We start from the raw sequence: 17,088 nt of genomic DNA on the forward strand, positions 1-17,088 counted from the left end.
GCGTCACATCGGTGTGGTGACCGTGACGGGCTCTCCGCTGCCCAGGTGCAGCATGCCCTTCCCCGGGGCGATGGGGCCCCCGACCATGCTCCGTGTCGTACGGATGCCGATCAGATCGCCCGCGGAGGAGTCCTGCGGGGAGAGCAGGATTCCGCGGCGGGCCTTCTTCGCGTCGACCTGCCAGCCGGAGAACCCGTCGCAGATCTCCTCCTCGTCACCGGCGATGACGAGGGCGACACCGTCCTCGACGCCGCTCTGCAGGATCTTCTTGAAGATGTCCTCCGCGTCGCAGTCGTCCAGCACCTCGGCGTCGTCGACCAGGACGGCGATGGGCTGCTCCGGCGAAGCCGAGGCGATGGCCTCCTCAAGGTCGTCGTCCTCGATGTCGCGGCCGGTGAAGACCTTCAGGACGCCTTCCTGGCCCTCCAGTTCGCGCAGCGGCGACTGGCGCGGCGCGGCGAGCACCAGGCGCACGCCCTGTCCGAGATAGGAGCGGGCGAAGTTCAACAGCATCGTGCTGCGGCCGGACTTGGCGGGGCCGCCGATCACGAAGGCGGGAGTCCCCTCGGCGAGATCGGGTCCGAAGGCGGTGAGTTCGTCGCCGCCGACGCCCACCAGCGCCCACAGCGGGGAGGCGCTCGTCTCCGTGTCACGCATCGCCCACGCGTCGGCGAAGGAGATCCGGCTCGGCAGGACGTCGACCTTGAAGGGCCGCCGGGAACGCGGGACGGCCGCGTCACGGGCGGCGGCCTCCTCGCCGATGGAGACCAGCGCGGCGGCCTGGCCCTGCCCGGTCGTGTCCTCGGAGAGCAGCGCGAACTGCGTCTCCGTGGCCGTCTCGTTCCGGAAGGCCCGGCCCGGCGGGATCTCCTCGGGAATCTTGCGGGAGTTGATGTCCAGCATCGAGAAGTCGCCCCGGTCGGCGAGGCGCAGACCGTACTTGTCCTCGGTGAGCGAGCCGATCCGCCCGGACAGGATCTGCCGGTCGCCCGTGATCACCACGTGGATGCCGACGCTCGCGCCCTCCCGCATCATCGCCATCAGCTGGTCGGTCAGGTCACCGTGGTCGTACTCGCCGAGCGTGGGCAGCCAGCCCTCCCAGCGGTCGAGCAGCAGCATGATGTGCGGCAGCCGTTCGTCCTCGGCCGCGGCGGTCCGCTGCTCGCCGATGTCGGCGTACCCCTGGTCGGCGAACAGGTCCTGGCGGCGCGTGAGTTCACCCTTCAGGCGGGCGAAGAGCCGTACCACGCGCTCCAGTTGGTTGCGGCCCACGACCGCTCCGCAGTGCGGCAGCCGGGTCAGCGCGTTCAGGGCGCCGTTGCCGCAGTCGATCCCGTACAGGTGGACGTCGGCCACCGAGTGCGTACGGGCCAGCGAGCCGGCGATCGTCCGCAGCAGCTGCGAGCGGCCTGTCCGCGGCGCGCCGCCGACGAGCAGATGTCCGAAGGTGGCGAAGTCCACGGCCACCGGGCGGCGGTCCTGGGCGGCCGGCAGGTCCTCGACGCCGTACGGAGCGGCGGGCAGCGCGCCCGCGGCGCGGACGGGTCCGATCGCGTCCAGCAGGAGGGTCTCCTCCAGGGCGGGCAGCCAGGGGCTGTGCTGTGCCGGGATCCCCAGCGCCTGGTTGGCCTCCCGCACGGCGTCCACCAGGACCTTGAGGTCGGTGATCTCCTCCTCCTGGCGGGCCTCCGCCCTGGGCTTCACCAGCGCCGCCCGGCCCAGGTCCTCCCACTGGAGGGGGCCCGCCCACGGCGCGAGGGTCCGCGGATCGGCGGCTCCCGGGCGCCGTCCGCCGACGCGGCCGGACTGGAAGGGGATGAGGGAGGCGTGCCCCAGACGCACGTACGCGCGACCAGGCGTGCTCTTGGAGATGTGGCCGGCCTCGGGCGAGTCGATGACGTCGCTGGACTCGCTGCCGTCCGTCACGCGCAGCGCGATCCGCAGGTTGGTGTTGGCGCGGATCTCGGGCGAGACGACACCGCTGGGCCGCTGGGTGGCGAGCAGCAGGTGGATGCCGAGGGAGCGGCCCCGCTGGGCGATGTTGACCAGGCCGGTGACGAAGTCGGGCAGGTCGCGCACCATCGAGGCGAACTCGTCGATGACGATGAGGAGTCGGGGGACCGGCGGGTTCGAGGGGTCCCGGCGTACCAGGTCCTGGTAGTCCTCGATGTCCTTGGCGTCGGCGGCGGCGAGGATGTGCTCGCGCCGCTTCAGCTCCGCGCCGAGCGACTCGAGGGCCCGCTCGACGAGGTGGGCGTCGAGGTCGGTGACCATGCCCACCGTGTGCGGCAGCTTCACACAGTCCTTGAACGCCGAACCGCCCTTGTAGTCGACGAGGACGAAGGTCATGTTCTCAGGGGTGTTGGCGACGGCGAGCGCGGCCACGATGGTCTGGAGCAGCTCCGACTTTCCGGATCCGGTCGTACCGGCGATCAGGCCGTGCGGCCCGTCCCGCCGGATGTCGATGCCGAAGGGACCGTCGTACGACTCCCCGACGACGGCCATCGTCGACTGCCCGCCCATCCGCCAGCGGGCGGCGATCGCGTCCCGCGTCGGCGGCTCCAGCTGCAGGACGTCGAGCAGCCTGCTGGAGCCCGGCAGCGCGGAGTCCTCGGTCTCGCCGCTGATGTCACGCAGCGGGGAGAGCGAGCGGGCCAGCCGCACGCACCAGGCGGGGGAGACGAAGTCGGGCCGCACGCCGGTCATCCGGCGGTGACCGCTCTGCTCGACCCGCAACCGCAGTTCGAGCGTCTTCCCGGCGTCCTGCGCGGTCCGTTCGGCGGTCTGGTGCCAGGCGTGGAAGGACGGGAACCCGCCCGCGGCGGGCGGCGCCGGGGCCGTGAACCCGGCGGCCGCGGCGGAGGGTTCCTCGGCCCGCCGGGGCTCGGCGACGACCACGGCCTGGCATTCGCCGGGCAGGAAACGCTCCTCCTCGTCCAGGCAGATCGCGTACATGGCGACGGCCGGACCTTCCCGCAACAGCCGTACGACACCCGGCATCGACCGCAGCCGACGGGAGCCGTCCCATACGACGACGATGTCGGCGTCACTGAGGGAGGCGCCGGAACCGCCCGCCTCCTTGAGGGCCTTCTGGCGCGCGTCCAGCAACTGGGTGAGTTCGCCGACGCGGGCGCCGACGGTCTCGGAGTCCGTGCCGATCAGGACGTTGGCGTCCTGGCCGCCGGACGGGCGCGCGTGCGGCAGCCAGCGTGTCCAGTCCCAGCGGGTGTGCGCCTCGTTCTCCGTCAGCACGTAGAACTGCACGTCCAGCGGGCTGTGCAGGACCGCGGCCTGGGCGACGGCCCAACGCCCCAGCGCGTGGGCCGAGTCACCGGGTCCGGCGATGCCGATGACGCCGAGATCCCTGAGCGACAGGGACACCGGCGCGTCCTCGATGTCCCAGGTGACCTGGCGCTTGTGGTCGTCCTGTTCGGGGTCGTCGAGCACGACCACGGACGGGACCCGGCCGGTGCCGACCCGCATCACCAGGTGGTCGGCGTCGGTGCGGCGCCGCTCCCACAGCCGGGTGCGCGGGCCGGTGCCGAAGTTCAGCACGGAGGCGGGGTCGGGGATCGCCTGGCGCCGGTCGAGCCGCTCGGTGCGCAGCGCCTCCTGGGCGTCCTTCTCGATCCGCGCCTTGTGCTCCTTGTACTCCTTCAACTGCTTGGCGTGCGACTTGCGGCCGTGCTTCTTGTCCATGAAGTAGTTGCCGAAGAGCATGATCGGGCTCAGGCCGGCCATGATCAGGTAGTACCAGCGCTGGAAGATCATGGCCGCGACCACGGCGCCGACCAGCGGGAACAGCGCCATCAGCCAGGGCAGCGGGCGCGCTTCGAAGTCTCCGGGCGGTGAGGGCAGCCGGAAGTGGGTCTGCCGCTCGGCCGGGCGCAGCCGCGGGGGCCGGTTGTAGTCGAGACCGGCGCCGTCGTCGGACCACTTCAGGGCGGCGTTCGGCGGGGTGTAGCCGACGATCTCCAACAGGGTGTTGCCGAGGGCGAGTTGGGAGCCGAGCGGCCAGGAGTCGCCGTCGATCTTCTCGCCGTCGAGGCGGACGTCCTTCTTGTCCTCCTCGCTTCCGTGCAGGGCGATCCGGCAGGTTCCGTCGATTGCGATCGACAACGTGGCCGCCCGCGCGGGAAGTTCGGGATCATCGACGCGCAGGTGTGCGGCGGGGCCGCTGCCGATGTCGTACCGCCCGACCCCCAGCCGGTGCACGGCGCCGGCCGCGGGGCCGCCGGCCACCCGCAGCTCCACGACTCCGGTGGGCTCCCCGGTCGGACAGCCGGCCGGGTCGTGCAGGCTGACGACGGCTCCCTCGCGCAGCGGGGATCCGACGACGGTGGCGCCGGGGTCCAGGGCGTAGCCGTCGACGTAGGCCTGCGCCACCCCGCCGCCGGGGCCGCGTTGTGCCCCGATGGGAATGATCTGCGCACTGTCGCCCAGGCCGACGTGCCGGGCCAGCTCCTTGGTGATGTCACCGACCGTCGTCTCCGGATCGGCGTCGAGCACGACGTCGGCACTGGCGCCGCCGATGGGGTCCACGACGGTCAGACTCAAGCGCACGTTCGTCCTCCTCGCTGGGCAGAGGCCGCCCCCGGAACGCTGAACACAGTTGGAGCGACCTTAGCCGCCCCTTCCTTCCCCCCAGCAACGGGATATGCGCCCGCTCACCATCCTGTTACGGAAAGGCCATGTGTCCCCAACAGCCCCACCCGTAGGATCTTTGCTCATGCGGACGGCAGTCGGACGGCAGTCCGAGGGCGGTCCGACGGCGGGGCGATCCGCGCAACGCAGCCACGGGGGTGGACCCTGCGGCGATCTGAACGGGAGGGAGCCGTCATGGGCAAGAAGGACGCAGATCTCACTTACGCCGAGATGGAGAAGGAGGCCGGCAAGCTTCTGAAGGACATGGACCGTCTGCACACGGAACTCGACACCATCGACGACCGCATCAAGACGCTCGTGGACAACGGCGGCTACACGACCCAGAAGGGTTCGTCGGCCTTCGAGGAGTCCTTCAAGGACTTCACCAAGGGTGCGAAGAAGGCCATGGAGGGACTTGAGGGCATGTCCAAGTTCCTGACCGCGGCCAAGCAGGCCTACGAGGACCTGGACGACCAGCTCGCGAAGAGCGCCAAGGGCAGCTAGTCCGGACCGCGAGATCGCGGGCCGACCCGGGTGCGGCGGGGCGCGTTGGGCGTTCTGCCGCACCCGTGGTGTGGCCGCGCGTGTGAAGCAGCCGTACCCACCCGACCGTTGGACAGGAAGTCTGAACCCGTGGCGGACAGAACCCGGTACGACCTCGACATGATCAAGGACTGCTCGGACTCGCTGCACCGTATCCACCGGGAGTTCGAGGAGAACGGCAATCCCGCCGACGGCTACGGCGACGATCTCGGCAGCGACAAGCTGCGGGATGTCTTCGACGACTTCTCCGAGACGTGGCAGAAGAACCGCAAGAAGCTGATGAAGGACATCGAGAACCTCGCGAAGTACACGGGTAACGCGGCCAAGGCGTACGAGGACATCGACCACGAGCTCGCGCAGGCACTCCGGGACGCGAAGAAGAGCGACAAGAAGGGGAAGTAGCGGTGACACCCCGTCCAAAGGACTGGACGCCGATGTACGACTCCGATCCGGTGCCAGGTGATCCGGACGAGGTGGCACGGCTCGGCAAGAAGCTGCGCGGCATGGCCGACGAGATCGACAAACAGGCCCGCAACATCAAGGCGTTGGCGTCGGTGGACGGCTGGGACAGCGACGCGGGCCGCGCCTTCCACGAGATCGCGGGTGACACGGCGGGGCGTCTGAAGAAGGCGTACGACCGTTATGACGAGGCCGCGTCGGCGCTCGGGACGCGGGTCACGGAGGGCGAGTCGGAGGAGTACGCCGGTGAACTGCACCGGGCGCAGCGGCTTGCCGACAGGGGCCTGCAGGAATACCGCGACGCGGAGGTCGACCACAAGGCCGCGGGCAAGGTCCTGGACCCGCTCGCCGGGAAGGTCCTGACCGGCGACGACGCGGTGCGGCACAGCAAGCAGCAGAAGAAGTCCGACGATGCCGCGCAGCTGATGCTCGAAGCGCAGAAGAAGATCATGCGCGGCATCAGCATCCGCGACGAGGCGGCGAGGAAAGCCGCCAGGCGAATAAAGAACGTGATCCACCACGACGGGGTCAAGGATCCCGGCGGGATCATGGACTGGATCGCGGATCACGCGGACTGGTTCTCCACTGCTGCCACGATTCTGGCGGTTCTGGCTCTCGTGGCGGCTGTCGTCCTCACCGGCGGATGGGCCGCCGTGGCCCTGGTCGCCCTGGCCGCGGCGATGAGCGGAACAGCCCTGACGGGTCGCCTGTACGACGTCTTCGCCCGCGGTGGCAAGCTCGATCTGCTGAAAATCGGCCTCGACGTGCTGGGTATCATTCCCGGTCTCGGCGCGCTGAAGGGGCTCACCGCGGCGGCCAAGGGATCGCGTCTGCTCGTCGCTCAGAGAGGCATCTGGACAGGCTTCACCAACGGCCTCGCCGTGAAGAACTTCAACAAGGGCGTCGTCTGGGCCTCCAAGATCCTCACCAACAAGGGCGTCACCAAGGTGAAGCTCCCGGCGGGAGGCTTCGATCCGGAGCTGGTCACGCGGTACATCAAGGGCGCCGCACTGGGCAATGCGGTTGTGCACGGCGTCGTGAGACTGCGGCACTATGTCTCCGCGGACGACACACCGCATCAGGTGAGTCCCCCGCCCGGTGGCGTCAGGCCCACTCCCGCGCCGAACCCGAACCCCAGCCCTTCCGGTGGGCCGAAGTACCCGTCGCCGACACCGCAGCCCGCCCCGTCGCCGACGTCGTTCCACGCCGCTCTGGCACCCACCGGATAAGGAGAGCCCGTTCATGGGTGATTACCAAGCGCTCGAGTTCGGAAAGTTCGTCGACGACCAGGGCACAACGCATGAAATGGTCCCCTCGTCGGTGATCGCGGCTGTTCCCGCGGCCAGAGCGGCCGCCGAACAGTTCGGCAGGGAGGTGCGCTTCGACTTCCTGGACGACCGAGCCGTGCACTGGATGCTGTTCCAACGCCGCGAAGAGACCGGGAAGGCAGGTCTCCAGGGCTGCCTGTTCGCCATTCCGGTCTTCTTCCTCGGGGTCGGCGCCTGGCCCTTCTGGGATCTGGTCGCCTCTCAGAAGTCCCAGCAGTTCCAGATCGCCTTCTTCGTCGTGGACGGCCTGCTGCTCCTCGGCATTTCGGCACTGCTCTTCCGCTGGAGACTGCGCGATCTGCGCGACAAGTCCCTGCGCAACACACGCTGTCGGGCCCGGCTCTATCGCAAGATCGCCGGCATCGCCCGCCGAGGCGGTGCCGACATCCCGCGCCTCTACCCCTACTACGGGATGTACGCCACGTCCCGGAAGTTCTTCCCCGAGGCTCCTGACCGCCCCATTCCAGAGAAGGACCAGGCTCAGTGACGACCGAGGTCGAGCTGTCCGCGCTCATACCCACCCACCCCGCACCCGTCGCCCTGCACGCCGATGACGTCCATCTCCGCTGGGTGATGCCGGAGATCTTCCACGACCTCCCCATTCAGGAGTCGGACGACGACGAGGCCGTACGGCTGCTGGAGGAACTGGCGGAGAACGCGCTCCCCGGTGCGCCAGAGGAGGACAGGACGAGGTTCGCGGTCATGTGCGCCCTCGGTGTCGACGACCTTCTGGCCGTCGGAGCCGACTACGCGGCGATCTGCCTCACCGCCGTAGACGGCGCTCCCTGCTCCGCAACGCTGTTCGTCTCGCTTGTGGACAGTCCGGACATCGAGGGGGTGCCGGGTGTGGTCGCGGAGATCTCCTCCAGCCTGCGCCGAGTCGAGACCGGAGACGTCTCACGGATCGAACTGCCCTGCGGGCCGGCTGTGTCCTGCGTCGGCAGCCGGGAGTCGAAACTCACCGGTGAACTGACCGAGTCGGGCGAGACCCTCACGTTCCCGACCGGGTACATCCGTGTCTACGTCCCCCTCCCCAACGGCACCACCATGGTCATGGAGATGTCGACGCCCACGATGACCGGCTGGGACGTCTTCTCCACCATGTTCGGCAACACCGTGAGCAGCATCCGCCTCTTCAACGCCGACGGCACGCCGCTGATCACCTCCGGGACCGGAGCGTGACCACGACCGGGACGCCGCCCTCCGACTACCGCCTCCTCGTCCCCCGCGACTGGTTCCGCGTCGATCTCACGCACGACCGCTGGCGCCGTCAGCTGAAGACGTTCGTGGACAAGGAGGCCGCGGGAAGCGGGGTTCCCGCGGAGGTCGCGCGCGGTGTCTGGACGACCCTGCGCAACACCGCCGAAAGCGGTGTCGCCCAGGGCGCGTTGGAGTTCTTCCTCAAGACGGAGTCACCGGGCGAATCGGCCCTCCCCGCCTCCCTCCTGGTCGCACTGGCCCAGACCCCCCGCGGGCTGGCACCGGCACCGGGCGACCTGGCCGAGGCACTGGCTCAGCGCGGGGACGGGGACGCCGAGGTCGACGTAGTGGATCTACCGGCAGGCCAAACGGTCCGCGCCGTCACGGAGACGACCATGGACTTCCACGTGGAGATGCCCGGCGGAGTGGGCTACCTGCACCTGGCCTTCTCCACACCGCTGTACGGCACCGCGGGTCCGATGGGGGAGTTGTGCGGGGCGGTGGCGCGGTCGCTGCGGTGGGTCTGACCGCCCTCGACGGCCGTGGCAGGGCAGCCGCCCGGAAGTCGCGGCGCGTGCCTCATGCGGCCCGGCATCGGGCGGGGTGGCGCGGCGCGTGCCTCATGCGGCCCGGCATCGGGCGGGGTGGCGCGGGGCGTGCCTCATGCGGCCCGGCTCGGGGCGGGGTGGCGCGGGGCCGTCCCGGAGCCGAACAGCCGTGCCGCGGCGCGGCCTAGTCCCGGGCTGCGACGTCGGCCAGCCACAGACTCCTCGCGAAGGCGTCAGCCTCTTCGAGATGCGCGGCCAGCCAGCCGGGATCATCGGCCACGGTGCGCAGGGACAGATCGACCCCGAACTCCTCGGAGCGCCAGGCGAAGTTGAGCGACATCATCAGCGCGCCTTCGCGGGAGCCCCAGTACCGCAGGGATCGAAGCCCCTCTCCGAGCCGCTTCGTGGTGAACGGGTCCACCTCGACCGGACGCACTGGGCTCTCCTGGTCGGCCTGCACCGCCTCGCGGAGCTGAGCAGTCCGGTCGCCCTCGACAGGGACTGTGAGGGCGTAGAAGGCCAGCGGGACGCGGCGCGGATCGGGCGCGTACAGAAAGACCTGGTGGGCCGGGATCCGGCCGGGGATGCCCTCGGCCAGCATGTCCAGGAGCGTCGCCAGCGCGCGGATCTCGCGGCGTTTCGGGCGCTTCTCGCGCAGCCGCCAGAGCATGTCCGCACTCGTCCGCGCCCACTCCTGACGCTCGTCGACGCTGTCCCACCTCAGCGGCATGAGCAGCCACTCGGCGGGATCTGAATGCGTCTCCAGGAAGATCACTGTTAACTCGTCCCTCAGGAACGGGAAGCGCGTAGGAGGTCTGAATCGTTCGCCGTGGGTGTCATGTCCCTCGTGACGCGGGCCGTTCGGGCTCAGCGGTTGACGGACTGGATCTCCTGGACGACCACTTCCTGGTCGGCGCCGAAGGTGCCGTTCGGCAGTTGGGCCGGCTCCGGATTACCCGTGCCGGTCCAGGTGATCTCCCAGGTGACGGTGGCCCGGAGCGCGAACTTGCCCTTCCCTGACGACCGTAGGTATTTGATGCCGCACGACGGGGTCTCGTCGGCCTTCCCCCTGGCGTACGCCTCACCGATCGAGCCGTCGTCATTGATCCCGCACTCACCTGAGGCCGGGTAGGTCTCGGCGTCCTTCGTCCCAGGCTCCAGCTTGAGAGAGATGGGCCTGGCCGTCGTGGTGGCCTGGATGTTGAGGCCTCCCACGTTGATCTGCGCGGTGACATCGACGGCCTTGAACGTCGCTCCGTCCAGCCAGGCCCACGTGGGGAGATTCACCTTCGTGGTGTTCTCGGGCGCGAGAGTGACCTCTGTCTCCGGCAGTCGCAGCCTGTTGTAGGCCAGTTCGGCGAGCACGTTGGGGGTGACGGCATTGGGGACATCGGGGGTGTCACCGTTCACGACCCAGAACGGAGACTCGTTGCAGAGCTGCGCCGCAGGTTCCATCCAGCGGTCGGGGTCCTGCACGGCGACCCACCACGTTCCCTTGTCCGCCTCGTCGAGGTTGTAGTTCTTGTACTCGCCGTCCTTGTACGTCTCCCGGAACTGCCCGACAGCGGTCTTCGCGTAGCTGTGCTGGCCAGGAGTGTTGACGGTCTCGGTGTACATGTCCTCGACGTACTTCTGGAAGTCCGCGGCTGTGCGCGGCTCGTACCAGCAGGCGGGCGGATTCCAGTCGCCCACAGGGGTGACGTTCCCCTTGCCACCGCCGCTGCCGCCTGTGGAGCTGCCGCTGTAGCGGACCATCGACACGAGGTCGCTGCCGGACCGACCGCCACCGGTTTCAGCCGTGTCTCCGTTCGACTGGCCACCAGGACCCCATCCGGCCATTGCCGTGCCCGGTGTCAGCGCACACATCCCCGCCGCCGCGGCGACGACCAGCCACCTGTTCCGCCGCCTGGTCAGGGCGTGCATGTTTCGTTCCCCCGTTCCGATACGAGCTTGGTGGTCTGCCAGATGCCCTTCTCATCTCTGTCCAGGCGAGTGCTGTAGAGCACGTACGAGTTGTTGTCGGCGGCTGCCTTGTCGACCTTCTGCGTCTTTCGGTTCTTGTTGAACGCCTTGCTCTCGTCGGAGCAGTAGGTGAGCCCGGCCGACTTCCCGTCGAACACCTCAAGTTCGGGCGCGTAATAGCGCACCGCGCCGGTGAAGGTGGACCCGGAGTCGACGATCGTCTTCACCCAGTCCTGGCTGCCGGGCAGGGCCGTACCGGCCTGATAGAAGGAAAGCGCCTCGGACTTGGGGTCACCCTCGGTTACGGCGAAGGTGACCGCCGTCTGGGCGCGACCGGCGTCCGCGAGGATCGCGTCCTTCGTCGCGTCGCCGGTCTTCCAGCTCTCGAAGGTCTCCGTGATGTCGTCGGGCAGGGTCAGGTCGGGGCGGTCGGCGCTCACCGTCGCGCTCGCGCTGGGTGACGCCGAGGCGGTCGTGTCACCTGTGTCGGCACCCGCGATCTTGTCGTTGCCCTTCGTGTTGTCGTCCCCGCCGCCGCAGGCGGTCAGCAACAGGGCTGCCGTCGCGGCGAACGCGGCAGCAACGGGCAAAGAACGGCGCTTCACAGTGGGCTCCCCGTGAGACAGATGTGCAGTCGAGTCAATCCTGGACAGTGACGGTATCGGTGGGGCCGACGGTCTCGCCAGGTCGGACCGCCCTGAGGGGTAAGCCGATTGTGAATCTACCGGAGCAAATCGGTCGGACGATGTGTCCGGTTCGTGTTGCTCGGAGACGGGCTTGACTTCGCAGGAGCTATCGAACGCCGCGATTGGCGGATCCCACCTCGTAGGCTGACCCCCGAGTTGAACAGACGAGCATCCCTGTGCAGGGGAGGAGGAATGGACAAGGATTGCTCGGACTCGCTGCACCGTATCCACCGGGAGTTCGAGGAGAACGGCAATCCCGCCGACGGTTACGGCGACGATCTCGGCAGCGACAAGCTGCGGGATGTCTTCGACGACTTCTCCGAGACGTGGCAGAAGAACCGCAAGAAGCTGATGAAGGACATCGAGAACCTCGCGAAGTACACGGGTAACGCGGCCAAGGCGTACGAGGACATCGACCACCCGCATGACGACCGACCCGAGCTCTCCGCGTCGGTCCCGTCTCAGACCGTGCCGACGGTGCTCCGCCCCGACGACATCCACGTCCACTGGGTGATGCCCGAGGTCTGACAAGGCTCTTCCCGGCGCGGAGTCGCAGTAAGGGAAATCGCCTCGGGCCTGTGTCGGATCGAGTTGGGCGAGGTCTCCGAGATCGAGCCCCCCCTGCGGACTTGCCGTCTCGTGCCTCGGAACCCGTCGCGGGAAGGTTCCCGGTGAACTTACGGAGAGCGAGGAGAGGAAGGGCTCAGCGGTTGACGGACTGGATCTCCTGGACGGCCACTTCCTGGTCGGCGCCGAAGGTGCCGTTCGGAAGGTCTCCGCCCGCGCCGCCGGTTCCTGTCCAGGTGACTTCCCAGGTGACGGTTGCCTGGAGTTTGTACGTCCCGTCGCCCGAGGAGCGCAGGTACTTGATGCCGCACGGTGGTGTCCGGTCGGCCTTGCCCTTGGCGTAGGGCTCGCCGATCGAACCGTCCGTGTTGAACGCGCACTCGCCTGAGGCGGGGTAGGTCTCGGCGTCCACCGTGCCGGGCCTCAGTGTGAGTGAGACCGGCTTCGCGGTGGTGGTGGCCTGGATGTTCACACCGCCGGCATTCAGCGACGCGGTGACCGAGACCTCCTTGAACTTGTTCGCGTCGAGCCAGGCCCAGGTCGGGAGGTTCACCTTGGTGGTGTTCTCCGGGGCGAGCGTGACCTCGGTGTCGGGCACTCTGATGCGGTTGTAGGCGAGTTGAGCGAGAATCTCGGGGGTCACCGCGTTCTCCACTTCCGGCTTCTCGCCGTTCTCCACCCAGAAGGTGGCCGTGTCACAGGCGAAGGCGGCCGGATCCCCCGATTCCTCGCGCGCCTTGTCGCGGACCGCGCTCCACCACATTCCCTTGCCCGTCTCGGACTCGTTGAAGTCCTTGTACGGATTGCCGTTCTTGTAGTGGTCCTTGGCCAGGTTGTACGTCTCACCCACACCACTGGCGTGCGGGATGTCCCACTCGTTCTGGAACTCCTCCGCGAACTCCGCGGGCGTCCACTTCGGCTCGTACCAGCAGGCAGGAGGGGTCCAGTCGCTTGCGGGAGTGACGGTTCCCGTACTTTTCCCGGAGCCGTTCTTCGACTCGTCGAACTGGATGACGCTCGCGTAGATGCTCTGTCGGCCGGTGCCGCCGGAAGGGTCCGCGGGAACCTCTCCCGCGGTGCCTCCGTTGCCTCCGCCGCGTCCCCCTCCGGCGAACGCGGCCGGCACCGTGGCGGCCAACACCGCTGTTGACAGCGCCAATGCCGTGACGTGCCGACGCACTACTGGCACTGAGTCGCTCCCCGCTTCGAGATGAGGTCGGTCGTCTGCCAGATCCCCTTCGAGTTCTTCTGGAGGCGCGTGTTGTAGAAGACCACGTAGTCGTCAGGATCTGAGACGGCACCCGATGTCTCGCCGGTCTTGAGGTCCTTGTTGAACGACTTCGACTCGTCGGAGCAGTACGTCAGCGTCGCGGTATCGGCCTTCAGCGAAGTGATCTCGCGGTTGTAGTAGCGGACCTTGCCGGTCCAGGTGATTCCGTCGTCGAAGAAGCCCTGGACCCACACGGCCGCGTCCTTGGCGGCGTCGCCCGCCAGGTAGGTGCCGAACGACGGCTTCTGAAGGCTTCGGGTGTAGATGGCCTCGTCCATGGCGGAGACGGCCTGTGTGTTGTCGTACAGGATGGCGTCCTTGGTCGGGTCGCCGGTCTGCCCGCCTTCGAAGACGTTCGCCATGTCCTTGGCGAGTGTGATCTTCGGACGCCCCGCTGTCGCCGACGGGCTCACGCTCGGCGAAGCCGACGCCTCGGCACCGGCCTCGTCGGCACCGGCGATCTTGTCGCTGTCGCTGGATTTGTCGTTCCCGCTGCCGCATGAGGCCAGCAGCAGGGTCGCGGTCGCGGCGAACGCGACAGCAACGGGCAAAGAGCGGCGCTTCACAGTGGACTCCCCGTGAGACAAAGATGCAGTCAAGAGCGACCACGGTATCGGTGGGGCTGTTGGTCTCGCCATCCTGAACCTTCCCTCAGGTGCGAGTGATTGGTGACTTAGCGGGGTAAATCGGCCTTCCCCTGTGTCTTGATCGTGTCCACCCGTGCCGCGTCCGGTCGTGCGTGATCCGGAGCTCCCCGGAGCCGGATCCGGGCGTGGTTCTTCGCGGGAGTTATCGGAGCGGGTGGGCCTGGACCACCAGCGGGGCCACCGGTCCACGGGCCGCTGCCGTGACGGGTTCCCGGGGTTCCGGCACTTCCGTCAGGGGACCCAGATGGCGAGCGACCGCCCGAGTTCTTCCAAGTCGTCGCCGGCGGTCATGAGTCGGGCGACGTCGTCCGTGGCCGTCCACATGACCACGTCAGCGCCGTGCTCCTCGACCTGCCAGGCGTACCGGACGCAGGCCAGCAACCGCGGTGAGTCGTCCTGCTGGATGTATCGGAAGGTGGTCATGCCCTTGCCCAGTCGCTCGGACTTGAAGGGTTTGACGACCGGCGGTTCCACGGCTTCCGGATCGTCCGCCAGAGTGAGGGCGCGAAGGGTCTCCTCGCGTGGGCCCGCCGCGGGTCCGATCGACGCACAGACCGGGAGCGGCATGTCTGTGGGGTGATCGAGGTGCAGGAACAGCCAGTGCTCAGAGCCGAGCGGAGAAAGAGCCTCGGCACAGCTCGCCAGGGTGGTTCCGACGAAATCCACACCGTTCGGGCCCGGATCGAGCTCACGGTCCGCCCACAGGTCCTGAGCGCGATCGTGGCACCAGGTCTGGATGTCGTCCCATTCCTCGAAGGGCGCCGAAGGGCCGGCGCGTGGCGGGATGATGACCCATGGGTAGGCGTCGATGTACTCGATGTCGAGAATGGGCCAGAACTCACTCATCCACGCCTCCAGCCGAAGTTGGCCATAACGGCGTCGAACCATTCGACGAGCGCCTCCGCCAACTCATCGCGCGGGTGTCCTCCCCCGATCGTCGAGAAGGCGGCTACGAACCAGCGATCGGGGTCGTCCGGTACGGAGACGATGTACTCGACTCGGCGGGACGCAAGTTCGGTGCCTTCGCCCGGGTCGGCTTGGGCAACGTGTTCACGGCGCACGGCAAGAGCGCCGTCGATCTCCCCCGAGCTCAGGTCCGCTCCCTCCACCCCGTCGCGGGACAGCAACTGCACAGCCAGGTCGGTCGGCTCGGCCCCCTGGCCTCCTTCGGCTCGCGCGGGTAGCGGAGTCTCCGAGACGAGGATCGAGGCCCCCAGGCTGAAGTTGCCGCTCATGGGCTTCACCGGCAGATAGAGGTCCAGAGCCTTGGTCTGCTGTGCCTGGGCGACAGCGTTTCGGAAGCGCCGCTCCAGTTCTCGCTTGTAGGGGCCGATCTTGTCCGGTGGTGCGTCCTTGGGTATGCGGGTGTAGGCGTCGTTCAGGATGAGGCGGACGGCTTCCTCGGTGCCCTGGCGGAGGGGAATCTGGGCCCACTGGTCAGGGAGGAGCATGCGGTAGCCCGTGACCGGCGGAAGGGTTTCCTCGACCGGCCCGGTCGGTTCACCGAGCACGGCGATTGTCCTCCTTGCCGTCGAGGCGCCAGATCTGTCCGAAGCCGATCAGGCCCGCCGCGACAGCGATCCAAAGGATCCGCACGTCCTGGAACATGGCAAAAGCCAATGCGTAAAGGAGGTAGCAGCTCAACGCAATCCTCAGGAAAGTACGCTCGCCCGCCAACTCGGCCCAGTTCGCGGGACGTCGCGCCTGATGGATCAGGAGCGACGGAGTGAGCGCGCACAGAACCCACTCCCAGGTCGGCATGGGAAGTAGTTCCTCATCCAGGAGATCTCTGGACATCGGGCCTGCGAACAGGCGGAGGAGTGCCAGAACGAAGATCACCTTGGCGGCTGCGATGCCATACGCGAGACGCCGACTCCGCCGGGCGTCCTGGTCGACTTCCTCTGCTCGGGAGGTGTCGGTCATCAACGGGCTTCCTTCACCATTGCGATCCTACGGGCGCGGTCATGCCATCCTTCATCCTGCCGTATCCGCCGTCGGTGAGTGAGTCCGCACTCTTGTCGGCGGCGTCGAGTCCGGTTGCTACACCCCATGAACCCTGCATGGTGTTCTTGTGGCGCTCGGCCTGACGGGCGTTGTCCGCGAGCGCGGTGTTGTCGGGGTATTCATCGCGCAACTTCTTGATGTCCTTCATCTGGCGGCCGAGAGCCTTGTCACCGAGTGCGCCGACGCTCTCCTGCTTGGTGATCTGCGGCAACTCGGCATCGCGCACTTCGTCTGACGCCCTTTTGCCGAGTGTGCGGTTCTGAGCCTCCATGCGCAGGCGGCGGGCGCGGGCTGCTTCACGGTTCTTGCTCGATGTGCCGCCACGCCTCCGCTCGCTGCGGACCGCTGTTTTCCTCGCACCGGCATTGGCCTGCGCCGCTTGTGACTTGGCCTTGTCCTTCGCCAGACCGGCCGCGGTCTTGCGGGAACTTTCCTGGAGCGTCTTTATTGCCTTAGCGGCTTTTACGCCGTTGCGCGCCATTTTGAGTGCGCCGATGTCCATGATGACGTCGAACCAGGAGCCGTTCCCGGTGAGCGCCTGCCCGAGATGAATCAGAGCCACCGCGATCGTGAGCGCGAGGGCCAGAGGGCCGAGGAAGGGGAAGAACATCGCGGCGATGCCGACGATCGTCGCGGCCCAGCTCATCCAGTCGGCCATGCTGCTGAGCCAGTCGGCGTCGGCGACCCATCCCTTGACGTCGTTCCACCAGCTGTCCTTCATGTCGTCGTCGATGGAGGACCGGATCTTGCCCGCGAAGTGACCGGCTCGCTCGTCGTAGTCGCCGGTCGTCGTGTTGAGCCGCTTGCGTGCGTCCTCCAAGTCCTCCTTGGCGGACTTGAGCACGGGATCCTCGCTCGCAGAGCTGCCGTTCTGGCCTTCTTTGGCCTTCTTGTCGGCGGCCGTGTCGGCGGCCGGCTTGTCATTGGCCGTCGCTTCGTGAGAGTCGATCAGGCGTTGGGCGGTCTGGGCGTCCTGCAGCGCCTTGTCGGCCTTCTTCTGGAAGTCCTCGAGTTCGTTTGCCCAGCCGGACAGGTGCCCCTCGACCTCGCGGTACCGGTCCTCAGCCAAGTCCAGTTTGCGCCCCAGCCCGCGGGCGTTCTCAGCCAGTTCGTCGGCGTACTTGCCCTTGAGGTTGTCGGCGTCGGCCATCGCGGTGAGAGCCGCCGCCTGAGTTCGTAGGTACTCCGCGATCTTCTTCATGTGCTTCACTTCGTGGCGGATTCCATCGG

17 protein-coding genes are annotated in these 17,088 nt (G+C 67.9%); 7 read left to right on the top strand and 10 right to left on the bottom strand.

Annotation, left to right across the window (positions count from 1 at the left end):
- Positions 1-3 precede the first annotated feature (3 nt).
- Positions 4-4,563 carry an FtsK/SpoIIIE domain-containing protein gene (locus ACIP79_RS23660; protein WP_401226465.1) on the bottom strand — a complete coding sequence of 1,520 codons (4,560 nt, stop codon included), beginning with the start codon at positions 4,561-4,563 and terminating at the stop codon, positions 4-6.
- A gap of 276 nt (positions 4,564-4,839) precedes the next feature.
- On the opposite strand from ACIP79_RS23660, the gene ACIP79_RS23665 reads away from it, so the two are divergent.
- The 6 genes from ACIP79_RS23665 (at position 4,840) to ACIP79_RS23690 (ending at position 8,701) form a co-directional block, all read left to right on the top strand.
- Positions 4,840-5,148: a WXG100 family type VII secretion target gene (locus tag ACIP79_RS23665; RefSeq protein ID WP_383678526.1), complete on the top strand. Its 309-nt coding sequence runs from the start codon at positions 4,840-4,842 to the stop codon at positions 5,146-5,148.
- Between the two features lie 129 nt (positions 5,149-5,277).
- Positions 5,278-5,589, top strand: coding sequence for a hypothetical protein (locus ACIP79_RS23670; RefSeq protein WP_401226467.1), 312 nt, complete (start codon positions 5,278-5,280; stop codon positions 5,587-5,589).
- A gap of 2 nt (positions 5,590-5,591) precedes the next feature.
- Positions 5,592-6,875 carry a WXG100 family type VII secretion target gene (locus ACIP79_RS23675; protein WP_401226468.1) on the top strand — a complete coding sequence of 428 codons (1,284 nt, stop codon included), beginning with the start codon at positions 5,592-5,594 and terminating at the stop codon, positions 6,873-6,875.
- Positions 6,876-6,888: 13 nt separating this feature from the next.
- Positions 6,889-7,461 (top strand): hypothetical protein, encoded by a 573-nt coding sequence (locus ACIP79_RS23680; RefSeq protein WP_401226469.1) that lies wholly within the window; start codon positions 6,889-6,891, stop codon positions 7,459-7,461.
- A complete protein-coding gene (locus ACIP79_RS23685) occupies positions 7,458-8,156 on the top strand; it encodes a hypothetical protein (RefSeq protein ID WP_401226470.1) in 699 nt (232 codons plus the stop codon). The genes ACIP79_RS23680 and ACIP79_RS23685 overlap by 4 nt, the downstream gene beginning before the upstream one ends.
- The gene (locus ACIP79_RS23690; protein ID WP_401226472.1) at positions 8,153-8,701 is read left to right on the top strand and encodes a hypothetical protein; all 549 of its coding nucleotides are present in this window, start codon (positions 8,153-8,155) and stop codon (positions 8,699-8,701) included. The genes ACIP79_RS23685 and ACIP79_RS23690 overlap by 4 nt, the downstream gene beginning before the upstream one ends.
- A gap of 205 nt (positions 8,702-8,906) precedes the next feature.
- Here ACIP79_RS23690 and ACIP79_RS23695 read toward each other — a convergent pair whose 3' ends face one another.
- The 3 genes from ACIP79_RS23695 to ACIP79_RS23705 form a co-directional block, all read right to left on the bottom strand.
- Positions 8,907-9,497 carry a hypothetical protein gene (locus tag ACIP79_RS23695; RefSeq protein ID WP_401226473.1) on the bottom strand — a complete coding sequence of 197 codons (591 nt, stop codon included), beginning with the start codon at positions 9,495-9,497 and terminating at the stop codon, positions 8,907-8,909.
- Between the two features lie 92 nt (positions 9,498-9,589).
- Entirely contained in the window at positions 9,590-10,645 is a 1,056-nt protein-coding gene (locus tag ACIP79_RS23700) for a hypothetical protein (protein ID WP_401226474.1), read from the bottom strand.
- The gene (locus tag ACIP79_RS23705; protein WP_401226475.1) at positions 10,633-11,289 is read right to left on the bottom strand and encodes a hypothetical protein; all 657 of its coding nucleotides are present in this window, start codon (positions 11,287-11,289) and stop codon (positions 10,633-10,635) included. The genes ACIP79_RS23700 and ACIP79_RS23705 overlap by 13 nt, the downstream gene beginning before the upstream one ends.
- A gap of 273 nt (positions 11,290-11,562) precedes the next feature.
- On the opposite strand from ACIP79_RS23705, the gene ACIP79_RS23710 reads away from it, so the two are divergent.
- Positions 11,563-11,898: a hypothetical protein gene (locus tag ACIP79_RS23710; protein WP_401226476.1), complete on the top strand. Its 336-nt coding sequence runs from the start codon at positions 11,563-11,565 to the stop codon at positions 11,896-11,898.
- 175 nt (positions 11,899-12,073) lie between these two features.
- Here ACIP79_RS23710 and ACIP79_RS23715 read toward each other — a convergent pair whose 3' ends face one another.
- The 6 genes from ACIP79_RS23715 to ACIP79_RS23740 all read right to left on the bottom strand — a co-directional run bounded on the left by ACIP79_RS23715 (position 12,074) and on the right by ACIP79_RS23740 (position 17,059).
- Positions 12,074-13,126 carry a hypothetical protein gene (locus ACIP79_RS23715; RefSeq protein ID WP_401226477.1) on the bottom strand — a complete coding sequence of 351 codons (1,053 nt, stop codon included), beginning with the start codon at positions 13,124-13,126 and terminating at the stop codon, positions 12,074-12,076.
- Complete coding sequence (locus ACIP79_RS23720) at positions 13,117-13,773, bottom strand: hypothetical protein (RefSeq protein ID WP_401226479.1); 657 nt, start codon at positions 13,771-13,773, stop codon at positions 13,117-13,119. The genes ACIP79_RS23715 and ACIP79_RS23720 overlap by 10 nt, the downstream gene beginning before the upstream one ends.
- Positions 13,774-14,085: 312 nt before the next feature.
- Positions 14,086-14,700: a hypothetical protein gene (locus ACIP79_RS23725; RefSeq protein ID WP_401226480.1), complete on the bottom strand. Its 615-nt coding sequence runs from the start codon at positions 14,698-14,700 to the stop codon at positions 14,086-14,088.
- Positions 14,697-15,365, bottom strand: a complete 669-nt coding sequence (locus tag ACIP79_RS23730; protein WP_401226482.1) for a hypothetical protein — start codon at positions 15,363-15,365, stop codon at positions 14,697-14,699. Before ACIP79_RS23730 ends, ACIP79_RS23725 begins: the two co-directional genes overlap by 4 nt.
- Positions 15,355-15,777, bottom strand: a complete 423-nt coding sequence (locus tag ACIP79_RS23735) for a hypothetical protein (protein ID WP_401226484.1) — start codon at positions 15,775-15,777, stop codon at positions 15,355-15,357. The genes ACIP79_RS23730 and ACIP79_RS23735 overlap by 11 nt, the downstream gene beginning before the upstream one ends.
- A gap of 13 nt (positions 15,778-15,790) precedes the next feature.
- Positions 15,791-17,059: a hypothetical protein gene (locus ACIP79_RS23740; protein ID WP_401226485.1), complete on the bottom strand. Its 1,269-nt coding sequence runs from the start codon at positions 17,057-17,059 to the stop codon at positions 15,791-15,793.
- Positions 17,060-17,088 lie beyond the last annotated feature (29 nt).

Source organism: Streptomyces sp. NPDC088747 (assembly GCF_044751025.1).
Taxonomy (GTDB): domain Bacteria; phylum Actinomycetota; class Actinomycetes; order Streptomycetales; family Streptomycetaceae; genus Streptomyces.